Below are 17,084 nucleotides of genomic sequence, written 5' to 3' on the forward strand. Positions count from 1 at the left end.
TCTGCTTGAATACGGGATCAGAAACCCGAAACCGCTACTGTCTGGTTGTCTCTGAGCCGCCACCAGCCGCCGGAAACGACGACCTCGTCACCCTCCAGCCCCTCAATGACAATAATCTCGTCATCGACCGGCAGCCCCAGCTGCACCGTCCTGCGCTGCACCTGATCGGTGGCTGGGTCGTAGATCCAAACGGACGGATCGGTTCGGCTGGTCGTATCGATCGCCGAAACGGGAACGATGACGGATTCCATCTGATTGTTGCCCGCCGCGATCACGATGCGCACTTCCGCTGTCATGCCGGGCAAGAGGCGCGGATCGATATCGCCTGTGATTGCGAACTCCAGATCATAGGTTTGCGCCGTCGGATCGGCATCGGTCGAGAATGAGCGAAGTGCCAGCGTTGCGGTGTATCCCGGCACGGCGGGGAAACGGGCCACGATGTTGAAGGCATCTGGCGCGGAACGCGCGATGGCGGCAAGCTCCTCCGGCAACGAAATCATGATCCGCATCTCGCTGACATCCTGCAGGCGGGCGACAGGCGCGGCGGAGGTGACGTTGACGTATTCCTCGACGAAGGTACGCGCCACGATGGCATCGAAGGGCGAAACGATTTGCGTCTGGGACAAACGCCGCTGCGCCTCACGCAGCGCGACGTCCGACTGAGCGAACTGCGCGCGCGCCGTATCGAGCCGGGAATCGGCCGCGACCCCCCGCTCGGCCAGACTCTCCGCCCGCTGAAGCTCGGAATTCGCGAGTTCAAACGAGGCCTGGGCCCGATCGACGGCAAGGTTGAAATCAGCCTGATCGAGCGACGCAATCACGCCGCCTTCGGGAATTCTATCGCCCGGCTCTACGTCGAGCGAGATGATCTGCCCCGGCACCTGAAATGCGATGTCCACCGTACGCGCGGGTTCGACGCGGCCGGCAACGGTGCGGGATTGATTGATGATACGGCTGAGCACGCGGGTCACCTCAACCGTGACCGGGCGATCGGCCTGGGGTGCGCTGGTTGCCTCGACCGGTGCATCCTCAGCGTCTGCTGTTGTCTGAGCCCACAAATCCGTCAGCGACCAGGGAAGGAACGGCACAGCCAGTGTCGCCGCAGCCACGATCGCAATGACAGAAGCGATCCGTTTCCAGCTGCGGTTCGTTTTATTCGAGTTCATCAATCATAGTCCTTAATCTCGCGATGACGCGCTTTTTGACGTCCGCACCGCCATCCGGAAGGTCCAGAAGCCTCTGAAAACGCAGCCCCTGTATTGCCAGAACGACAATCATCGCAGCCTCGGCGTCTCGCGTGTCAGTCAGTATACGTTCAAGGTCGCCAGTCAGATCAGCCCGCAGTGGATCGAGCAGTCGCGGATCGGATGCGGCGGCGGCAAGTATCGCCATCGACAGGTCGTCGCATGTGTCCTGCGATTGCAAAACCGTTTCGAGATGACCCCGTAAAGTTCGTACCGGATGCTGTTCCGGCAACCTCGTCATTATCTTCCGATGCTCGGACAGCATCTGATCCATCAGCCCGCAAAGCAGAGCCTGCTTCGTCGGAAAGTTGTAGAGCACTCCACCCTTGCTGAGACGCGCCTCCCTTGCGACGGCCTGGATCGTTATTTTTCCAACCCCTTCACGGGTGGCGATCGCGCGGGCCGCTTCGAGTATTCTGGCAGATGCGTTGCCGGATACCCCTGCCTGACCGGATGCTTTTACGTCCCCCGATACCTTTGCCTGCATAATCCGCTTCACAACTGTACCGTCCGGTCGGTTTAAATCCCGGCAAGAGGTAGTGCGGGCCATCTGTAGGGTCAAGTAGCCGAATCGCGCCGTTCTGCGCAGCAATTTCGAGGCGTCTGCAAGGCCGTGCGTATTGGTCTCGGTGTGGCTTTTTCAGGCTTTCAACGCAGAAAAGCCCGCGCTGATTGGCGATTCAGGTGGTTCCTGAAACCTCGCCGGCAAAAACACCCTCATCCCTCCATCGTTTCGCGATATCGCCCAAGGCATCCAGAATGCTCCGCAATTCGCGCCCGCGAGAGGTCAGGCCATAGGTCACCGCCGGGGGGATCGTCTCCTCCTGAACGCGCCAGATGATTCCGGCACCCTGAAGCATTCGCAGGCGTTCGGTCAGCATGCGGGTGGATATTCCCGGCACAGCGCGTTTCAGGGCCCCGAACCTTTGCGGGCCCTGATCGCTCAGAACCCAGATGATATAGGTGGTCCATGGCCCCATCAGCAGGCGAAGTAGCGAATCCATCGGGCATTGCGGCGGGGTCTTGGCCATCGTGTACTCTCTTGAGGTGGTTACTTTTAAGTACCTGATTTATTTTAGGCTGCAATCGACTATGCCGTATCAGCGAACGCCGGAGATCCCCAGTCAACCCCGGAAGGACAGACAGATATGAGCCCGATGCCAACTCTTTTCATTCCTCATGGGGGCGGCCCGTGCTTTTTCATGGAATGGAATCCGCCCGATACGTGGGATAGACACCGCGCGTTTCTGGAGGCCCTTCCCGCCAGCCTGCCAGTGAAGCCAAAGGCGCTGCTGGTGATTTCCGGCCACTGGGAGGCGCAGGAGTTTACCGTGCAGTCCAACCCGGCACCGTCGCTGCTGTTCGACTATGCCGGTTTTCCACCCAGCACCTATGAAATCTTCTGGCCCGCGCCCGGCGATCCGGCGTTGGCGAACCGTGTGAGCAGGCTTTTAAAGGACGCAGGCTTTGACGCCGGCACGGATTCCAAGCGTGGATTCGACCACGGCGTCTTCGTGCCGCTGAAGGTGGCCTTCCCGAATGCCGGTATTCCCACCGTACAGCTCAGCCTGCGTGGCGATCTGGACCCGGAGGCACATCTGAAGGCGGGTCAGGCGCTCGCCCCCCTGCGCGACGAAGGCGTCCTGATCATCGGATCGGGCAACACCTATCACAATATGGCTGTGCTGATGCGTTCAATGCATGGCGGGGCGGGGGGTGCCATCGCCGGTCTGGATTTCGACCGTTGGCTGAGTGAAGCGGTCACGCATCCCGATCCCGCGCAACGCAACGCAATGCTGGCGAATTGGGCGCAAGCCCCCGGCGCGCGTGAGGCGAACCCGCGTGAGGAACACCTGATCCCGCTGCATGTCGTGGCCGGCGCCGCAGGGGCGGATCGGGGGGTCAAGACATTGGAAGATCATGTAATGGGCGCAGTCGAAAGCGCCTTCAGATTCGGGTGATATCATGAGTTTCGAATTGCCATTCCGCACAGGCCCGCGCCCGCAAACCACGGGCTGCGCACCGCACGAACAGGTCACGCAAAACGCACCGGCAGAGGTTCACGCGTTGTTCAAGCGCCGCGCATTCGAGCTGCCCTTCGTCGAACGCCGGGCCTCCGGAATCTCGGTGCCCGGAGCGGAGGCCTTGGTCCTTTCGCACGTTCACGCGTGCGGCCCGCGTGAGGCCTTCCTGATCGGCCGCGAATTCGCCCATGTGCACCCGGCCTATGACGGCTCATCGCACATGATGCTTCCCTTGCCGGTTGTCGATGAACTGACTGCAAAGGGCTGGGGCGAACTGCACCCCATGGCAAGATCGGGACACATCCCGGCGACAGCGGTAATGGCCTTCGCCCCGCGTGATGTGAAGGAGGTCGAGGTGATGGTCCGGCTGCTGAACGCCAGCTGGGACTTCGCGCGTGGCAAGCTGGCCAACCCGGCCCCCGTACATATCCACGACTGAGGGCGCGTCCCTCCACCTGTTTCCGAGAGCGCTGCTCACAACCAGGGGATAGTGCTTCGTGCGAACTGTTCAGAGAGCGTTGGTTTTTGGAAGACCCTCAGGAACGGTGTGCTCTGAGGGCTTCTGGCACCGATATGAATAGTAAGAGAGTTGCGGCAATCATAAAAAGCCAGATCCCGACAATCTGAAACAAGAGTGCACCGCAGAAGCCGCCAAAGGCAAAACAGGCGAGGGTCAAACTATGCAGCCGGAGCTTTGGCGCGGCCTCGTGACGGGATTTTTCGCCCCCGACCATTGACGCCAGCTCGATACCAATGTCGGTCGCCATTCCCGACACATGGGTTGTGCGGACCCGCGCCCGTGAAATCATCGTCGTCACAGCGTTTTGAAGGCCCATGACAAAGCTAAGGACAATAACTAGAAACGTCTCGTGTTTTGTGACCGATGACATGGCAAGGGCCGTGCCGACGAGCAGAAGAATGATGGCCTCGGCGGCAATTGCCAAAGCGTAGACCGAGCGGAGTTGTCGACGTTCACCTGCTTGAATAGCAAGGGCAACCATGCCTGCACCGCAGATAAAGGCCAAGACCAGCCCTAAGAAAGAAAACGCGATGATGGGCGCGCCATTCGCGATGATGTCAGCAAACGCCGAGATGTTCCCCGTCATGTTTGCCGTGAACGATCCGGCGATAAGAAATCCGACAGCGTTCAGCGCACCAGCGATTGAGGAAAGTAGGCCTGCCAGAACCAGATCAATATTTGAGGTGCGGGCATCGCCAACTCTGATGAGCATCATAATTCCAAATGGTTAGGTCTCTAAGAATGGCATTGCCCCCATATCCATACAACAGGCATTCAAAATCGTTCAACAAACCCTCGTTTTTGGGCCATACGTAAACCGCCTCATTGGAGGCGACCAGAAGCCCCCTTCGAAACCCAAGGCCTTGTTGCAAGTTTTTGACCGTCTCGTGCCAGCCGACATTCGCTGCGGTCTGCATGAACGGTGGCCATGCCGCATTTTCCCAATTGGGTCACTTGATGACGTAAGGGTCAAAGTCATCTTATACTTCACATGAAAAAAGTGGCGCGCCGAGGAGGATTCGAACCCCCGACCCCCAGATTCGTAGTCTGGTGCTCTATCCAGCTGAGCTATCGGCGCGTCGTGGAGGCTACCTATCGCCGCCCATTCGGGTTTGCAAGGGCGAAATCGGGGTCTGGGCGACCAGGCGCAAATCTCGGGTCGGAAGCGTGATAACGAAGGTGGTTCCCGCCGTCGTTGTTTCCGCCAATTCCAGCCGTCCGCCATGACCCAGCACCAGTTGCGCCGAAATCGCGAGGCCGAGCCCGCTGCCCCCGCGCCGCTGTCCGCCCTGAAACGGCTTGAACAGATGTTCAATCGCCTTGGTCGGCAATCCCGGCCCGGTATCGCTGACCGTGATGCAATGTTCGCCGGGCCGTGGGTCGCAGGCAATGACGACCTTGCCGCCTTCGGGCTGGTTTTCCATCGCCTGCCGTGCGTTGCGCACCAGGTTGAGCAGAACGCGGTAGAACTGTTCGGGATCGGCCTCGATCCTCGTCTGCGGCGCGACCTCGTTGGCAAAGCTTACGCGGCTTCCCCCGCCTCCGTCGCGGACCAGCAATTCCGCGTCGAACACATCGTCGACCAGGGCGTGCAAATCGACGATGCGCCGTTCGGGCGCGGCTTCCTCGGCCTTGCCAAAGCTCAGGGTGCTTTCGCACAGGCTGACCGCACGATTGAGCGAGTTGATCAGTTTGGGCGCCGTGCGACGGACGGCGGGATCGGCGGAATTTTCCAACCGGTCCGCTATCAGAGTGGCCGTGGTCAGCATGTTGCGCAGATCGTGGCTGATCTTGGCCACCGCCTCGCCCAGCGTGGCGAGGCGGTCCTTTTGACGAAGCGCGGAAATCAGCCGCACCTGCATGTCGGACATCGCCTGTTCGGCGCTGCGAAATTCACGCAGGTTGGATTCGGGGCGGATCACCCTGTCGGGGTTCTGATAATCATCCCGGAACGCCGCCATATGGCCGATCACCCGCTTGATCGGCACACCGATGAAGCGGTCCACCGCCGTCAGCAGCAGGGATGCGGTGATGACCGAGATCAGCAGCGACAATCCCAGAATACGCAAGCCATAGCTGATCAGCGCTTCACGCAGCGGTGTTTCGGGCAGGGTGATCTCGATCGCGGTGCCACCGCCCTGCACGGGCAATCCGATCACCCGGATCAGGCGATCCCCCCCCAGGGCCATCACATACAGCGCATCGCTTATCAGTTCGACAGGTCCCGCCTGCCGCAGGTCATAGGTCTCCGCCACCATGTCCGTCATGGGGGAGGTCAGGACCAGTTCGCGCATGAAGTCGCGGCGCAGAACAATATTGGTCACCCCCGCATTGGCCAGAAGCTCCTGCTCCAGTTCCGGGGCAATCGTGTCGTTGGGTGTCGCAAGGATAGAGAGCGAGGCGATCTGCGCCCGCTCCAGCCGTTCCTGCAAATAGTCCGTGCGAAAGCGGGCGACGGTCGGCACGAAGATCAGGATTTCCGCAACCATGACGAAAATCACCGTCAGCGCGAGGACCCGTCCTGCCAGTGAGTTGAACATTGCGAGCGTCCCGGTCCGGTTTCTGCGCGGTACTGTACACCGCGCAGACCGGTTCCGTACAGTCAGCGGTCAGAGTGCGGCGAAACGCATCAGGTGGACATCCTCGTCCCCCATGATCTGCGCCGTCATCACCAGCCGCTTGGCCGCGTGGGCGACATCGTATTCCCATGTCATCGCGATGCCGCCATGCAGCTGTATCGTCTCCTCCGCCACCAGACGTCCGGTTGTGGCGGCGGTGTATTTGGCGGCGGCGGCGTATTTTGCCCCCTTGTCCGTGCCCAGATGGTGGCCGGCATTGATGACGGCGGATCGGGTCTGCTCGATCTCCGTCACCATATCGACGGCGCGATGTTGCAGCGCCTGGAACTTGGACAGCGGCACGCCGAACTGCTTGCGCGTCTTGAGGTATTCGACCGTAGTGTCCTTGCACCGCTCCATCAGGCCCAATGCCTCCGCCGACAGGGCCAGCAGAATGGTGTCGAGCAGATCGGTAAGGGCCATGTCCAACCGGGTCGCGGATGCGCCGTCGAATCGGACATCCGCACCGCGTCCGCCGTCCATCAGGGGATAGGGCGTCAGGTGCGCATCGGTGGCCTGCACGGCGAACAGGGCAGGGGTGTCGCCCTCCATCGCGGAGACGACGAAGATATCGGCGGCCTCAGCATTCGCCACAGCGACCTTGCTGCCGGTCAGAACGCCGTTTTCCACTTTCGCGCTCAGGCGATCCGGGTCGAAGGCTGTGCCTGCCTCGGAATGGGCAAAGATCGGTATCAAGGCACCGGCGATGACCTCGTCCCGCTGATCCTGTGTCAGCGCCGCCGCTGCCAGCGTGCCGTGGAAGGGCTCCACGACCAATGCGCGGCCCAGCCGTTCGAAGATCAGCGCAATGTCGGCACCTTCGCCGCCGAAACCGCCCTGATCCTGGGTGAACAGGGCGCCGATCAGGCCCAGTTCGGCCATCTCCGCCCACATTTCACGCGACCAACCGGCGTCGCTGCCCGCGATCTTCATCCGTGTGGTGTGGTCGTAGCGCCCGGTCAAAAACCGGTCGAGCGTGTCGCCGAGCATACGGCGGTCGTCCGTCGGGTTGAAATCCATGTCGGGTCCTCAGAATCCGAGCATCGCCTTGGAGACGATGTTCTTTTGAATTTCGTTGGAGCCGCCGAAAATCGACAGCTTGCGGTTGTTGAAATAGTCCTTGGCCGCCCACGCGGCGCCCTCCGGCCCGATTTCGGGGCCGTTATAGCCCTCCTCCAGCGCCTCGGAGATGAAGGGCTGCGCCTGCGGTCCCATCGCGCGCATGAACAGGGCGTTGATCTCCTGCCGAATTTCGGTGCCCTTGATCTTGAGAAGGGAGCTTTCGGCCCCAGGCGCGGCCCCCCCGGCGGCGGAGGCGAGAACGCGCATGTTCGTCGTCTTCATGTTCTCCAGCGCAATTTCCACGCGGGCGACACGGGCGGCGAACAGCGGGTCTGTGGCCTTTTCCGTCTTGCCGATGACGGCCTTCAGTTCCGCCAGCGCGGAGGTGGAGAAGCCGACACCCGCAATGCCCGTCCGCTCATAGGTCAGCAGATACTTGGCGAGGGTCCAGCCCTGATTCTCGGGCCCGACGAGGTTTTCGACAGGCACCTTCACGTCGCTGAACCAGACCTCATTCACCTCATGATCGCCGTCGAGCAGGTGGATCGGGCGCACCTCGATGCCTGGTGTCTTCATGTCGATCAGCAGGAAGGAAATCCCCTCCTGCGGCTTGCCCTCCTTCGAGGTCCGCACGAGGCAGAAGATCCAGTCGGCGTGCTGGCCCAGCGTCGTCCACGTCTTTTGTCCGTTGACGATGTAGTGATCGCCTTCCTTTACCGCCGTCGTCTTGAGGCTGGCCAGATCGGATCCCGCGCCCGGTTCGGAATAGCCCTGACACCACCAGTCGGTGCCGTCGAGGATCCGGGGCAGGTAATGCGCCTTCTGTTCGTCCGAGCCGTATTTCAGCAGCACCGGGCCCAGCATGCTGACACCGAACGGCACGATGCGCGGTGCGTTGGCCATGGCGCACTCATCCTCAAAGATGAACTTCTCCACCGGGCCCCAGCCGGGGCCGCCATATTCCTCGGGCCAGTGGTTGGCCAGCCAGCCGCGTGCGTGCAGCTTCGCGTGCCAGTCCTCCATGTCCTGTTTGCTGAGATGCTTGGACGTGCGCACCTTGTCGGCAAGGCGTGAGGACAGGTTTTCGTCGAGCCAGGCGCGCACTTCTGCGCGGAAGGCATCCTGTTCAGGCGTAAAATCCAGATTCATGCGATTTCTCCGGGTTCAAATCTCAACTTCAGTGAATTTCCAGAAGCCCCGCGGCCCCCTGTCCGCCACCGATGCACATCGTCACCACCGCCCATTTCGCGCCGGTGCGCTGCCCCTCGCGGATGATGTGGCCGACCTGACGCGCGCCGGTCATGCCGAACGGATGGCCGATGGCGATGGCGCCGCCGTTGACGTTCAGCTTGGCGTCCTCGATGCCCAGCGTGTCCTGAATATACAGCACCTGCGAGGCGAATGCTTCGTTCAGTTCCCACAGGTCAATGTCCGAGACCTTCATTCCCGCTCGTTCCAGCAGGCGTGGCACTGCGAAGACCGGGCCGATGCCCATCTCGTCCGGCTCACACCCCGCGACGGCGAAACCACGGAAGGTGGCGAGCGCCTGCTTCCCCTCGGCCTTCGCCGCGTCCGCCGACATCAGCATGACCCCCGCCGCGCCGTCCGACAGTTGCGAGGCGTTGCCCGCAGTGATGAAGTTGCCCTCACCGCGCACCGGCTCCAACGAGGCAAGGCCTTCGAGCGTGGTCTGGGGCCGGTTGCAGGTGTCGTGATCGACGTTGACGGTTTTCTCGGAGATCTCCTTCGTCTCCCGATCCTGTACGGCCATGACGGTTTCGATCTTCATGATCTCCTCGTCATATTTTCCCGCCTCGACAGCAGCGGCATAGCGTTGTTGCGATTGCAGGCTATAGGCGTCCTGCCGCTCGCGGCTGATGCCGTAGCGTTGAGCCACGATGTCCGCCGTGTCGATCATCGGCAGGAAGATCTCGGGCTTGTGCTTGAGCAGCCACGGATCCTCGTCCATCGGGCCGGGTTTGGGAGAGATCATGCTGACACTCTCGATCCCGCCGGCGATCACGGCGTCTGCCCCGTCATTGACGATATAGTTCGCGGCCATGGCAACGGATTGCAGGCCGGACGAACAGAACCGGTTGACCGTCGCACCCGCGATGCTGACCGGCAGACCGGCGCGGATCACGATCTGGCGCGCGATATTGCCGCCTGTGGTGCCGGATGGATAGGCGCAGCCGATCACGCAATCCTCGATCATGGCGGGATCGATTCCCGCACGGCGCACGGTCTCGGCGATCACGTCACCGCCCAGCTTTGCACCGTGAGTGCGATTGAATTCGCCGCGTCCGGCCTTGGTTAGCCCCGAACGGGCGGATGATACGATGACGGCTTCACGCATGGTGGCCTCCCCAAAAGTTGTGTTTTGTCGAAGCTTAGCGTTGTTCACACACCATGCGCGCCTGACGTCGCGTCGCATGCGTTACGCCCTCAGCGCATCGCCTTCCGCACCCAGCTTGCCCCCTCGGAGGACGAAGCATCTTGAGTGTGCGCGGTTTCGTTCCCATATTGCATATCGAAGGTCGCTGCATCGCGGGGCCTTCGCTGTCGCTTTATGAGGACACTGACAATGACACGACACACACTTGCGTCGCATCCCTTCCTGCTCGGATTCGAGGAGCTGGACCGGCTGGTCGAACGCACGGCCAAGGCCGGATCCGAAGGCTATCCCCCCTATAATATCGAGCAGGTGGGCGAACGCTCCTACCGCATCACGCTGGCCGTCGCCGGCTTCGCTGAAGAAGACCTCTCCATCACGGTCGAGGATCGCCAATTGATGATCCGCGGGCGCCAGGTGGAATCGGAGGATGAGCGGGTTTTCCTGCATCGCGGCATCGCCGCGCGCCAGTTCAGCCGATCCTTCGTTCTGGCCGAGGGGGTGGAAATCACCGGCGCGGTGCTGGAACACGGATTGCTCAACATCGTGCTGGAACGCAAATCCCCCGACAGGGTGATCCAGACCATCGAAATCAATCGCGCGTAGGAGGGGATATCATGACGAACGAAATCGACACACCCGACCGGATGACTGAGCGCACCGTCTACGTGCGTCAGGTGGCAACCGCAGACCTGCCGCAGGAGGTTCGCGACCAGATTGATCAGGCCACGATCTATGCGATCCACACCAATACGGGTGAGCGGATCGCGCTGGTCGCAGACCGGGCGACGGCCTTCATCGTCGCGCGGCAAAACGAGATGGCACCCGTCAGCGTACATTGACCTATAGGAACGCCCCATGCTTTTCGATGAACCGTCTGTAAACGGCCTTTGAAAGCAGCTGTGAAACAGTACAGGTTGTGGCGAAGCGCAAGTTGAGGTTCCGATGTCTGCCAGACCCCCTATCTCCGTCTTTCTGATCACATTGAACGAGGGGGATCGACTGGGGCGTACTCTGAGCGCGGTTCGCGACTGGGCCGATGAAATCATCGTAGTCGATTCCGGCAGTACCGACGATACCATCGCTATTGCTAAGGCAGCGGGTGCCAAGGTTTTTCATCATCCCTTTGCGGGCTATGGGGCCCAAAAACGGTATGCTGAGGATCGTTGCACCCACGACTGGCTGCTGAACATCGACGCGGATGAGGTCGTGCAGCCCGATTTGCGGGATGAGATCGACGCGATCCTGCCCGATGCGAAGCCTGCTTTGTTCCGTATCCGCATCCTCAACGTCTATCCGGGCGACAGCAAGCCACGCCCCTTTGCCGATGATTACAATGTCGTGCGGTTTTATCACAAAGCTGCCGGTCGGTATCGCGACCATCCCCTTTATGATCGGGTCGTGGGACAGCAGGATGCGCCAGAAGTTCAGCTGAACGGCCCGATTTACCATTACTCGTTTTCGAGCTGGGGGGCTTTGGTCCAGAAAATCGACCCTCTCACGACGTTCCAGGTGAAAGCTGGAAAAGACAAGTCGCAAGGGTTGCTACGTGTGCGGCTGATTACCGAAATGCCGATGCAGTTTATCAAGGTGTGGGTGTTTCGACGCCATATCTTCGGTGGGTGGAAAGGGTTCGCATTCTCGATCATCGCGGCATTCGGTCGGTGGCTGCGCATCGCGAAGATGCTCGCCAAGGCCACCGACCGCTAGGGTCAGGCGACCTCTGCGCCATAGCCGAGGGGTTCGCTGACCGTATCCCCCTCGTTTTCCGCCAGAAAGCGTTCCGCCTCCAGCGCGGCCATGCAGCCCATCCCGGCGGAGGTCACGGCCTGCCGGTAGATGTGATCAGTCAGATCCCCCGCCGCGAAGACGCCGGGGATTGAGGTCGCGGTGGAATCCGGCTTCGTCTTGACGTAGCCGCCCATGTGGGTCTCCAGCTTGTCCGCCACCAGTTCCGAGGCGGGCGCATGACCGATGGCGACGAACACGCCGGCGCAGTCGATCACCTGAGTCTCACCGCTGCGCACGTCCTTGACCCGCACGCCGGTGACGCCCAGCGGCGCGTCGTCGCCAATAACCTCGTCCAGTTCGTGGAACCACAAGGGCACTATCTTCTCGTTCTTCATCAAACGATCCTGAAGGATCCTTTCGGCCCGCAACTCATCCCGGCGGTGGATCAGCGTGACCTTGGAGGCGAAATTGGTCAGGAACAGCGCCTCCTCCACCGCGGTGTTGCCGCCGCCGATCACCACGATTTCCTTGCCGCGATAGAAAAAGCCGTCGCAGGTGGCGCAGGCTGACACGCCGAAGCCCTTGTACTTCTCCTCGGACGGCAAGCCGATCCATTTTGCCTGCGCCCCGGTCGCCAGCACCAGTGCGTCGGCGGTATAGGTGGTGCCACTGTCGGCAAAGGCCGTGAACGGGCGCTTCGACAGGTCGAGCGAGGTGATGTAGTCGGCGACGATCTCGGTGCCCATCGCCTTGGCGTGGGCCTCCATGTTGACCATCAGGTCGGGGCCCTGAATCTCGGCGTTGCCGGGCCAGTTCTCAACCTCGGTTGTGGTGGTCAGCTGCCCGCCGGGCTGGATGCCCTGAATCAGCAGTGGTTCCAGCATGGCGCGGGCGCCGTAAACCCCGGCGGTATATCCTGCGGGGCCGGAGCCGATGATCAGCAGGCGGGTGTGACGTGTGTCGGACATGATATGGCTCCTTCGGGCTGGTCCACGATATAGCGACCCGGGCCGCCGGGTTAAAGTCCGATGCGCTCGATCACCATGGGCGCGATGCGATCGGCCTCCCGCAGGGGGGGGTAGGTCCAGTGGGCGGGGCCGTCCGCCGCGTCCCTGATAATGCCGCGCGCGTGTAGCGCCTGCTGGAACCGCGCGAATTTCGGGGCGAGCGGTCCGCCGCCGCTGACATAGAGCGGCAGACCCGTCGCCGCCGCCTCGCTGATCATGTTGACGCTGTCGCGGGTAACCAGGATTGCATCCGCCATGTGCAGCCATCCCGGATAGGGGTTGGGCGCGGAACCGTCCCAGACCGTCATCCGTGCAAAGCGTGCGCGCAGCGCGTCGATCACGGTTTGCGGCGTCCTGCGCGATGGCGTGGCGTAAAGGGTGTATCCCGCCGCTTCGAACCGGGACAGGTCCGCGATCAGGGCGTCGGTTTCGCGCGGACCGAACTCCGCGCTTTTCGATGCCCCCCCGATCAGCGCGACCAGCGCGCGGGGGGGGAGGGGGGGCAGCCCCTCGGCCGCCTCCGCGATCCGCTGCGGTGTCATGGTGTTGAGCGAGCCGAGCGTCGTGATGACATTCGGTGCCTCCAGTCCGTCATGCTCCGGTGTGATCACCAGATCGAACCAGTTCAGCGGTACGGTCGGGGCCAGGATCGCGACGGCCCTGGCACCGAACCTGCGGGCCTGCGCCGCCATCACGTTGCCACGCCTGCCGGCCCCGATGACCAGATCCGCCTGCGGTGCCTTCCCGTATCCATGGCGCGTCAGTCGCAGCGCCATACCGCGCCAGAACGGATTGACCTGAACGTCATGAACACTCATATCCGCTGCCTGACATCGCGAAATGGCCTGTGCCAGCCCCTCGGCCTGAACACGGTTCGCGGGTCTTCCGTCCGTGACGATCGCAATGTTGAGACGTTTGCGTGACAATTATTGCGTGTCCCTGAAATATTATTGCGTTCCCGTGAGCTTTTGCCTATCATACGGAAAAATTGGCGTGGGCTTCCACGTAACGAACCTAAAGGCCCCCATGCCCAGCATCAAGCTCGACCCGATCGACCGCAAAATCCTCGCCGAATTGCAAGCTGATGGACGTATGACCAACGTGGAGCTGTCACGCCGCGTTGGCATCTCCGCCCCGCCCTGCCTGCGCCGCGTCCGCGCGTTGGAGGAAACGGGATATATCACCGATTATCATGCACGCGTGAATGCCCGCGAACTGGGGTTCGAGGTGCAGGTCTTCGCGATGGTGTCGCTGCGGTCGCAGGCGGAGAAGGACCTTTCCGCGTTCGAGGCGGCCTGCCGTGCGTGGCCCTTGGTGCGTGAGTGCCATATGCTCAACGGTGAGATCGACTTCATCCTCAAATGCGTGGCCCCCGATTTGTCGAGTTTTCAAAGCTTCCTGACTGAGGATCTGACCTCGGCGGACAATGTGGCCAGCGTCAAGACATCGCTGGTGATCCGCAACGCGAAGAACGAGCCGGGCGTGCCGTTCGACGTGCTGGAAGCGCGGGTCGCGGACGGCGCGCTTTAATTGCCCTGTGCGGACCTGCGTGCGCGCACGATCTCACGAATTCCGTCCTGCTGCGTCAGTTTTTCAGCTGTATAGAACGCCAGTCCGCGCCGGTGGCGGTTGCTGATCCCACCGCTGAGGGTCGTCTGCAGCTCACAGACGGATACACGCGATCTGACGCCCGTAATCGACCTCACCCCGATGGGTCGTTCTGCGGAAGGAGAAGAACCGGTCTGGCTCCGCATAGGTGCAATGTCCGGTCCATTCCGCGGTGACCCCGGTATTGCGCAGCTTGGCCACGACATAGGAGGGCAGGTCGAACTGCACCTTGTCATCACTGCGGCCCCCGGCGAAGAACCGGGTGTTGCCGCCATCCTCCGCCAGGACGTCATCCATGAAATCCAGTCCGACCTCGTAATTGCGCTGGCTGATTGTCGGGCCGACGGTGGCATGGATGCCTTCACGTGTCGCACCCAGCGCCAGCATGGACGCGACCGTCGCCTCCAGCACGCCGCCCACGGCCCCCTTCCAGCCGGCATGGGCCGCACCGATCACGCCCGCCGCGCTGTCAGCGAACAGTACAGGCGCGCAATCGGCGGTCAGGATGCCCAGGATCAACCCTTCGTGCCGTGTCACCATGCCGTCCGCTTTGGGACGCTCCGCCGGAATGGCGTCCAGCGTGACCACATCGGGACTGTGGATTTGTTGCAGTGAGATCAGACTGTCGAGCGTGCCGCCCATCGCGGTCGCGACGCGGGTGCGATTGATGCGCACCGCCTCCGCCTGATCGGACGATCCCGGCCCGCAATTGAGGCCGCCGAAAATGCCCGACGATGCCCCGCCCCGGCGGGTGAAAAACCCGTGCCGAACATCGGACAACCCATCGGAGACGAGAATTTCCAGTGTCATCGGACTTGAACACCCTTGGTGGTAAAATTGCGAAAGCCGGGCAGGGGCGCATGTGCGCTCAGCCCCAATACCTTGAACAGCGTTCCCATTTCCTGCGGATGCGTCAACCTTCTATGTGCGGCGGCAATACCCGTATGGTGCCGGGCCAGTTGCTGCGCCCGGGCGGTGATGCCCAGAAGTTCCAGAAACGCGCCCTGATCCTCGATCCCGTGGGGCAGGCCCGCCGCGCGGATCAGATGCCCAAAATTCACATGTGCCGTCAGGTCAGCCTCACCGGGGGTGGCCAGCGGATTGACCGGCGCCTGCGCGCGCAACGCCTGCAGGGTATCGCCCGTGCCGTCGCGCGCCCCGTAATCGAGGATCAGTGCCGCCCCGCCCTGCCGCACCCGTGCGGCGATGTCGTGCAGGATCGGCGCGGCGGCGGGACACCATTCGACCAGCGTGCCCTCGGGCACACCGGCAAACAGATCGTCGAGCACAGGTTGCGTCGATGCCGGCAACAAACCGAAGGACAGGGCACCGTCCTGCAATCCCACGGCGCGTTCCGCCCAACCACGGCCCTGCCGCACGAACTGGCGGATCGGCAGCGCATCGAAGAATTCGTTCGCCACGAACAGGACCGGGCCATCGGGCAGATCCCCGACGCTGTCGTGCCATGTGACCGGGCGGGGGTGCAGTGCCTCACGCTGTCGCGTTCGCAGGACGGGCGACGTCTCAACCAGGTGGACCTGTATTGCGCTGTGAAAACCCGGCACCCGTGCGGTCGCGTGCAGGATGTCCGCCATCAGGGTGCCTCGACCCGGTCCGGCTTCGGCCAGAACCATCTCTCCACCGCCCTGATCCTGCCAGATCTGGGCCAGTGCCAGGCCGATCATCTCTCCGAATATCTGGCTGATCTCGGGCGCGGTGGTGAAGTCGCCCGCCGCGCCGAACGGATCGCGCGTAATGTAATAGCCGTGCTGCGGATGCTGCAGGCACAGGGTCATGTAATCCGCAATGTTGATCGGGCCGGACAGACTGATCTGTCGCCGCACGATGTCGCCCAGCTCGCTCATGCGTTGCGACGCGACCACAGCACGAACGCGATGCCGAGGGCGATCATCGGCAGGGACAGGATCTGCCCCATGCTCAACCCCGCCCATGCGCTGTCACCGAAGCGGATGACCTGACCGAACGGATTGCCGACGCTGACATATTGCGCGTCACCCTGACGGAAAAACTCGACGAAGGTCCGCGCCAGCCCGTACCCGATGAAGAACATCCCCGTGACCAGACCCGGACGCCGCAGCGCCTTGAACCCCCAGACCGCCAGCAGCAGAGCACCGAACAGCACGATCCCCTCCAGCCCGGCTTCGTATAATTGCGAGGGGTGGCGCAAGCACGGCTCCCCGGGGGCGAGGGGCCAGAAATCGGGGCAGGTCTGTGCTCGTGCGCCCGGAAAGGCGACGCCCCACGGCATGTCGGTGGGTCGGCCCCACAATTCCGCGTTCACGAAATTCGCCACCCGACCCAGCAACAGGCCGATGGGGGCGACCAGGCCGATGATGTCCGCCAGGCTGAGGATGGGGATACCGCTGCGCATAGCAAAGGCGACGATCGCCACGCCCATCCCGATGAACCCGCCGTGAAAGCTCATCCCGCCATCCCAGACGCGCAGGATATCGGCCGGATTGCTCAGGAAATAACCGGGCTGATAGAACAGGACGTAGCCCAGACGCCCACCCAGAATGATGCCGAGGATCGCCCAGGTGACGAAATCCTCCAGATGTTTCGGCGTAATCGGCGAGGGGCCACCCCACAGGGCATCGCGTCGCGTCACCATGGCCGCCACCCTCCACCCCGCGATGATGCCAACGATATAGGCGAGCGCATACCAGCGCAGCGCCAGGGTAAAGCCGAACACGCTGAACTGGAATGCGATAGGGTCGATATCTGGAAAGGGCATGGCCTACCTCGTCTTGGGCCTCATGTTGAACTGCGTTCCCTACCCCATGACAGGACGGGGAAGTCAAGTCACGCTTGCCTCAGGGCTGTGCCGCTCCCATATCAAATGCCACAGTGACAGGAG

At 62.1% G+C, this 17,084-nt stretch carries 19 protein-coding genes and 1 tRNA gene; 6 read left to right on the top strand and 14 right to left on the bottom strand.

The features are described 5' to 3' along the window. Window positions 1–17 precede the first annotated feature (17 nt). The 3 genes from G8E03_RS05485 to G8E03_RS05495 form a co-directional block, all read right to left on the bottom strand. The gene (locus tag G8E03_RS05485; protein ID WP_166189536.1) at window positions 18–1,166 is read right to left on the bottom strand and encodes an efflux RND transporter periplasmic adaptor subunit; all 1,149 of its coding nucleotides are present in this window, start codon (window positions 1,164–1,166) and stop codon (window positions 18–20) included. Further along, entirely contained in the window at window positions 1,153–1,794 is a 642-nt protein-coding gene (locus tag G8E03_RS05490; RefSeq protein ID WP_240910429.1) for a TetR/AcrR family transcriptional regulator, read from the bottom strand. Before G8E03_RS05490 ends, G8E03_RS05485 begins: the two co-directional genes overlap by 14 nt. A 130-nt stretch (window positions 1,795–1,924) precedes the next feature. Further along, entirely contained in the window at window positions 1,925–2,275 is a 351-nt protein-coding gene (locus G8E03_RS05495; RefSeq protein ID WP_240910430.1) for a winged helix-turn-helix transcriptional regulator, read from the bottom strand. 117 nt (window positions 2,276–2,392) lie between these two features. On the opposite strand from G8E03_RS05495, the gene G8E03_RS05500 reads away from it, so the two are divergent. Together G8E03_RS05500 and G8E03_RS05505 are read left to right on the top strand one after the other, a co-directional pair. Continuing rightward, window positions 2,393–3,205, top strand: coding sequence for a DODA-type extradiol aromatic ring-opening family dioxygenase (locus tag G8E03_RS05500; RefSeq protein WP_166189540.1), 813 nt, complete (start codon window positions 2,393–2,395; stop codon window positions 3,203–3,205). 4 nt (window positions 3,206–3,209) lie between these two features. Beyond that, on the top strand, window positions 3,210–3,707 hold the full coding sequence (locus G8E03_RS05505) for a luciferase domain-containing protein (protein WP_166189543.1): 498 nt from the start codon (window positions 3,210–3,212) through the stop codon (window positions 3,705–3,707). A 97-nt stretch (window positions 3,708–3,804) separates the two neighbouring features. Here the strand turns inward: G8E03_RS05505 and G8E03_RS05510 are convergent, their stop codons facing one another. The 6 genes from G8E03_RS05510 to G8E03_RS05535 all read right to left on the bottom strand — a co-directional run bounded on the left by G8E03_RS05510 (window position 3,805) and on the right by G8E03_RS05535 (window position 9,824). Further along, window positions 3,805–4,503: a YoaK family protein gene (locus G8E03_RS05510; RefSeq protein ID WP_240910431.1), complete on the bottom strand. Its 699-nt coding sequence runs from the start codon at window positions 4,501–4,503 to the stop codon at window positions 3,805–3,807. Window positions 4,504–4,789: 286 nt separating this feature from the next. Then, window positions 4,790–4,866, bottom strand: a tRNA-Arg gene (locus G8E03_RS05515). A 10-nt stretch (window positions 4,867–4,876) separates the two neighbouring features. After that, window positions 4,877–6,328, bottom strand: coding sequence for a sensor histidine kinase (locus tag G8E03_RS05520; protein WP_166189548.1), 1,452 nt, complete (start codon window positions 6,326–6,328; stop codon window positions 4,877–4,879). A gap of 69 nt (window positions 6,329–6,397) precedes the next feature. After that, window positions 6,398–7,426 (bottom strand): acyl-CoA dehydrogenase family protein, encoded by a 1,029-nt coding sequence (locus tag G8E03_RS05525; protein WP_166189550.1) that lies wholly within the window; start codon window positions 7,424–7,426, stop codon window positions 6,398–6,400. 9 nt (window positions 7,427–7,435) lie between these two features. Then, window positions 7,436–8,617, bottom strand: a complete 1,182-nt coding sequence (locus G8E03_RS05530) for an acyl-CoA dehydrogenase family protein (RefSeq protein WP_166189552.1) — start codon at window positions 8,615–8,617, stop codon at window positions 7,436–7,438. A 28-nt stretch (window positions 8,618–8,645) separates the two neighbouring features. Further along, window positions 8,646–9,824 carry an acetyl-CoA C-acyltransferase gene (locus G8E03_RS05535; RefSeq protein ID WP_166189554.1) on the bottom strand — a complete coding sequence of 393 codons (1,179 nt, stop codon included), beginning with the start codon at window positions 9,822–9,824 and terminating at the stop codon, window positions 8,646–8,648. A gap of 228 nt (window positions 9,825–10,052) precedes the next feature. Between G8E03_RS05535 and G8E03_RS05540 the strand changes: the two genes are divergently transcribed. From G8E03_RS05540 to G8E03_RS05550, 3 genes are all read left to right on the top strand, one after another. Beyond that, window positions 10,053–10,466 (top strand): Hsp20 family protein, encoded by a 414-nt coding sequence (locus G8E03_RS05540; protein WP_166189556.1) that lies wholly within the window; start codon window positions 10,053–10,055, stop codon window positions 10,464–10,466. 11 nt (window positions 10,467–10,477) lie between these two features. Continuing rightward, window positions 10,478–10,702, top strand: a complete 225-nt coding sequence (locus G8E03_RS05545) for a DUF1150 family protein (RefSeq protein ID WP_205793271.1) — start codon at window positions 10,478–10,480, stop codon at window positions 10,700–10,702. 103 nt (window positions 10,703–10,805) lie between these two features. Further along, complete coding sequence (locus G8E03_RS05550) at window positions 10,806–11,570, top strand: glycosyltransferase family 2 protein (protein WP_166189559.1); 765 nt, start codon at window positions 10,806–10,808, stop codon at window positions 11,568–11,570. A gap of 2 nt (window positions 11,571–11,572) precedes the next feature. Here G8E03_RS05550 and trxB read toward each other — a convergent pair whose 3' ends face one another. After that, window positions 11,573–12,559: a thioredoxin-disulfide reductase gene (trxB, locus tag G8E03_RS05555; RefSeq protein ID WP_166189561.1), complete on the bottom strand. Its 987-nt coding sequence runs from the start codon at window positions 12,557–12,559 to the stop codon at window positions 11,573–11,575. Window positions 12,560–12,609: 50 nt separating this feature from the next. Continuing rightward, window positions 12,610–13,416, bottom strand: a complete 807-nt coding sequence (locus G8E03_RS05560) for a mitochondrial fission ELM1 family protein (RefSeq protein ID WP_240910432.1) — start codon at window positions 13,414–13,416, stop codon at window positions 12,610–12,612. A 208-nt stretch (window positions 13,417–13,624) separates the two neighbouring features. Here G8E03_RS05560 and G8E03_RS05565 point away from each other — a divergent pair, with 208 nt between their 5' ends. Further along, window positions 13,625–14,128, top strand: coding sequence for an Lrp/AsnC family transcriptional regulator (locus tag G8E03_RS05565; RefSeq protein ID WP_166189566.1), 504 nt, complete (start codon window positions 13,625–13,627; stop codon window positions 14,126–14,128). Between the two features lie 132 nt (window positions 14,129–14,260). Here the strand turns inward: G8E03_RS05565 and pgeF are convergent, their stop codons facing one another. The 3 genes from pgeF to lgt are packed head-to-tail and all read right to left on the bottom strand — an operon-like array spanning window position 14,261 to window position 16,961. Further along, window positions 14,261–15,016, bottom strand: a complete 756-nt coding sequence (gene pgeF / locus G8E03_RS05570) for a peptidoglycan editing factor PgeF (protein ID WP_166189568.1) — start codon at window positions 15,014–15,016, stop codon at window positions 14,261–14,263. Continuing rightward, complete coding sequence (locus G8E03_RS05575; RefSeq protein ID WP_166189570.1) at window positions 15,013–16,071, bottom strand: class I SAM-dependent methyltransferase; 1,059 nt, start codon at window positions 16,069–16,071, stop codon at window positions 15,013–15,015. The genes pgeF and G8E03_RS05575 overlap by 4 nt, the downstream gene beginning before the upstream one ends. After that, on the bottom strand, window positions 16,068–16,961 hold the full coding sequence (lgt, locus tag G8E03_RS05580) for a prolipoprotein diacylglyceryl transferase (protein ID WP_166189572.1): 894 nt from the start codon (window positions 16,959–16,961) through the stop codon (window positions 16,068–16,070). The genes G8E03_RS05575 and lgt overlap by 4 nt, the downstream gene beginning before the upstream one ends. Window positions 16,962–17,084 lie beyond the last annotated feature (123 nt).

It is taken from the genome of Pontivivens nitratireducens (assembly GCF_011290545.1).
GTDB lineage: Bacteria > Pseudomonadota > Alphaproteobacteria > Rhodobacterales > Rhodobacteraceae > Pontivivens > Pontivivens nitratireducens.

Excerpts from the sequence above, each read along its gene's own strand:
- G8E03_RS05520 (WP_166189548.1), bottom strand. The coding sequence starts at position 6,328 with ATGTTCAACTCACTGGCAGGACGGGTCCTCGCGCTGACGGTGATTTTC.
- G8E03_RS05575 (WP_166189570.1), bottom strand. The coding sequence starts at position 16,071 with ATGAGCGAGCTGGGCGACATCGTGCGGCGACAGATCAGTCTGTCCGGC.
- trxB (WP_166189561.1), bottom strand. The coding sequence starts at position 12,559 with ATGTCCGACACACGTCACACCCGCCTGCTGATCATCGGCTCCGGCCCC.
- lgt (WP_166189572.1), bottom strand. The coding sequence starts at position 16,961 with ATGCCCTTTCCAGATATCGACCCTATCGCATTCCAGTTCAGCGTGTTC.
- G8E03_RS05565 (WP_166189566.1), top strand. The coding sequence starts at position 13,625 with ATGCCCAGCATCAAGCTCGACCCGATCGACCGCAAAATCCTCGCCGAA.
- G8E03_RS05530 (WP_166189552.1), bottom strand. The coding sequence starts at position 8,617 with ATGAATCTGGATTTTACGCCTGAACAGGATGCCTTCCGCGCAGAAGTG.
- G8E03_RS05560 (WP_240910432.1), bottom strand. The coding sequence starts at position 13,416 with ATGAGTGTTCATGACGTTCAGGTCAATCCGTTCTGGCGCGGTATGGCG.
- G8E03_RS05535 (WP_166189554.1), bottom strand. The coding sequence starts at position 9,824 with ATGCGTGAAGCCGTCATCGTATCATCCGCCCGTTCGGGGCTAACCAAG.
- G8E03_RS05490 (WP_240910429.1), bottom strand. The coding sequence starts at position 1,794 with ATGGCCCGCACTACCTCTTGCCGGGATTTAAACCGACCGGACGGTACA.
- G8E03_RS05540 (WP_166189556.1), top strand. The coding sequence starts at position 10,053 with ATGACACGACACACACTTGCGTCGCATCCCTTCCTGCTCGGATTCGAG.
- G8E03_RS05500 (WP_166189540.1), top strand. The coding sequence starts at position 2,393 with ATGAGCCCGATGCCAACTCTTTTCATTCCTCATGGGGGCGGCCCGTGC.
- pgeF (WP_166189568.1), bottom strand. The coding sequence starts at position 15,016 with ATGACACTGGAAATTCTCGTCTCCGATGGGTTGTCCGATGTTCGGCAC.
- G8E03_RS05525 (WP_166189550.1), bottom strand. The coding sequence starts at position 7,426 with ATGGATTTCAACCCGACGGACGACCGCCGTATGCTCGGCGACACGCTC.
- G8E03_RS05545 (WP_205793271.1), top strand. The coding sequence starts at position 10,478 with ATGACGAACGAAATCGACACACCCGACCGGATGACTGAGCGCACCGTC.
- G8E03_RS05510 (WP_240910431.1), bottom strand. The coding sequence starts at position 4,503 with ATGATGCTCATCAGAGTTGGCGATGCCCGCACCTCAAATATTGATCTG.
- G8E03_RS05495 (WP_240910430.1), bottom strand. The coding sequence starts at position 2,275 with ATGGCCAAGACCCCGCCGCAATGCCCGATGGATTCGCTACTTCGCCTG.
- G8E03_RS05550 (WP_166189559.1), top strand. The coding sequence starts at position 10,806 with ATGTCTGCCAGACCCCCTATCTCCGTCTTTCTGATCACATTGAACGAG.
- G8E03_RS05505 (WP_166189543.1), top strand. The coding sequence starts at position 3,210 with ATGAGTTTCGAATTGCCATTCCGCACAGGCCCGCGCCCGCAAACCACG.
- G8E03_RS05485 (WP_166189536.1), bottom strand. The coding sequence starts at position 1,166 with ATGAACTCGAATAAAACGAACCGCAGCTGGAAACGGATCGCTTCTGTC.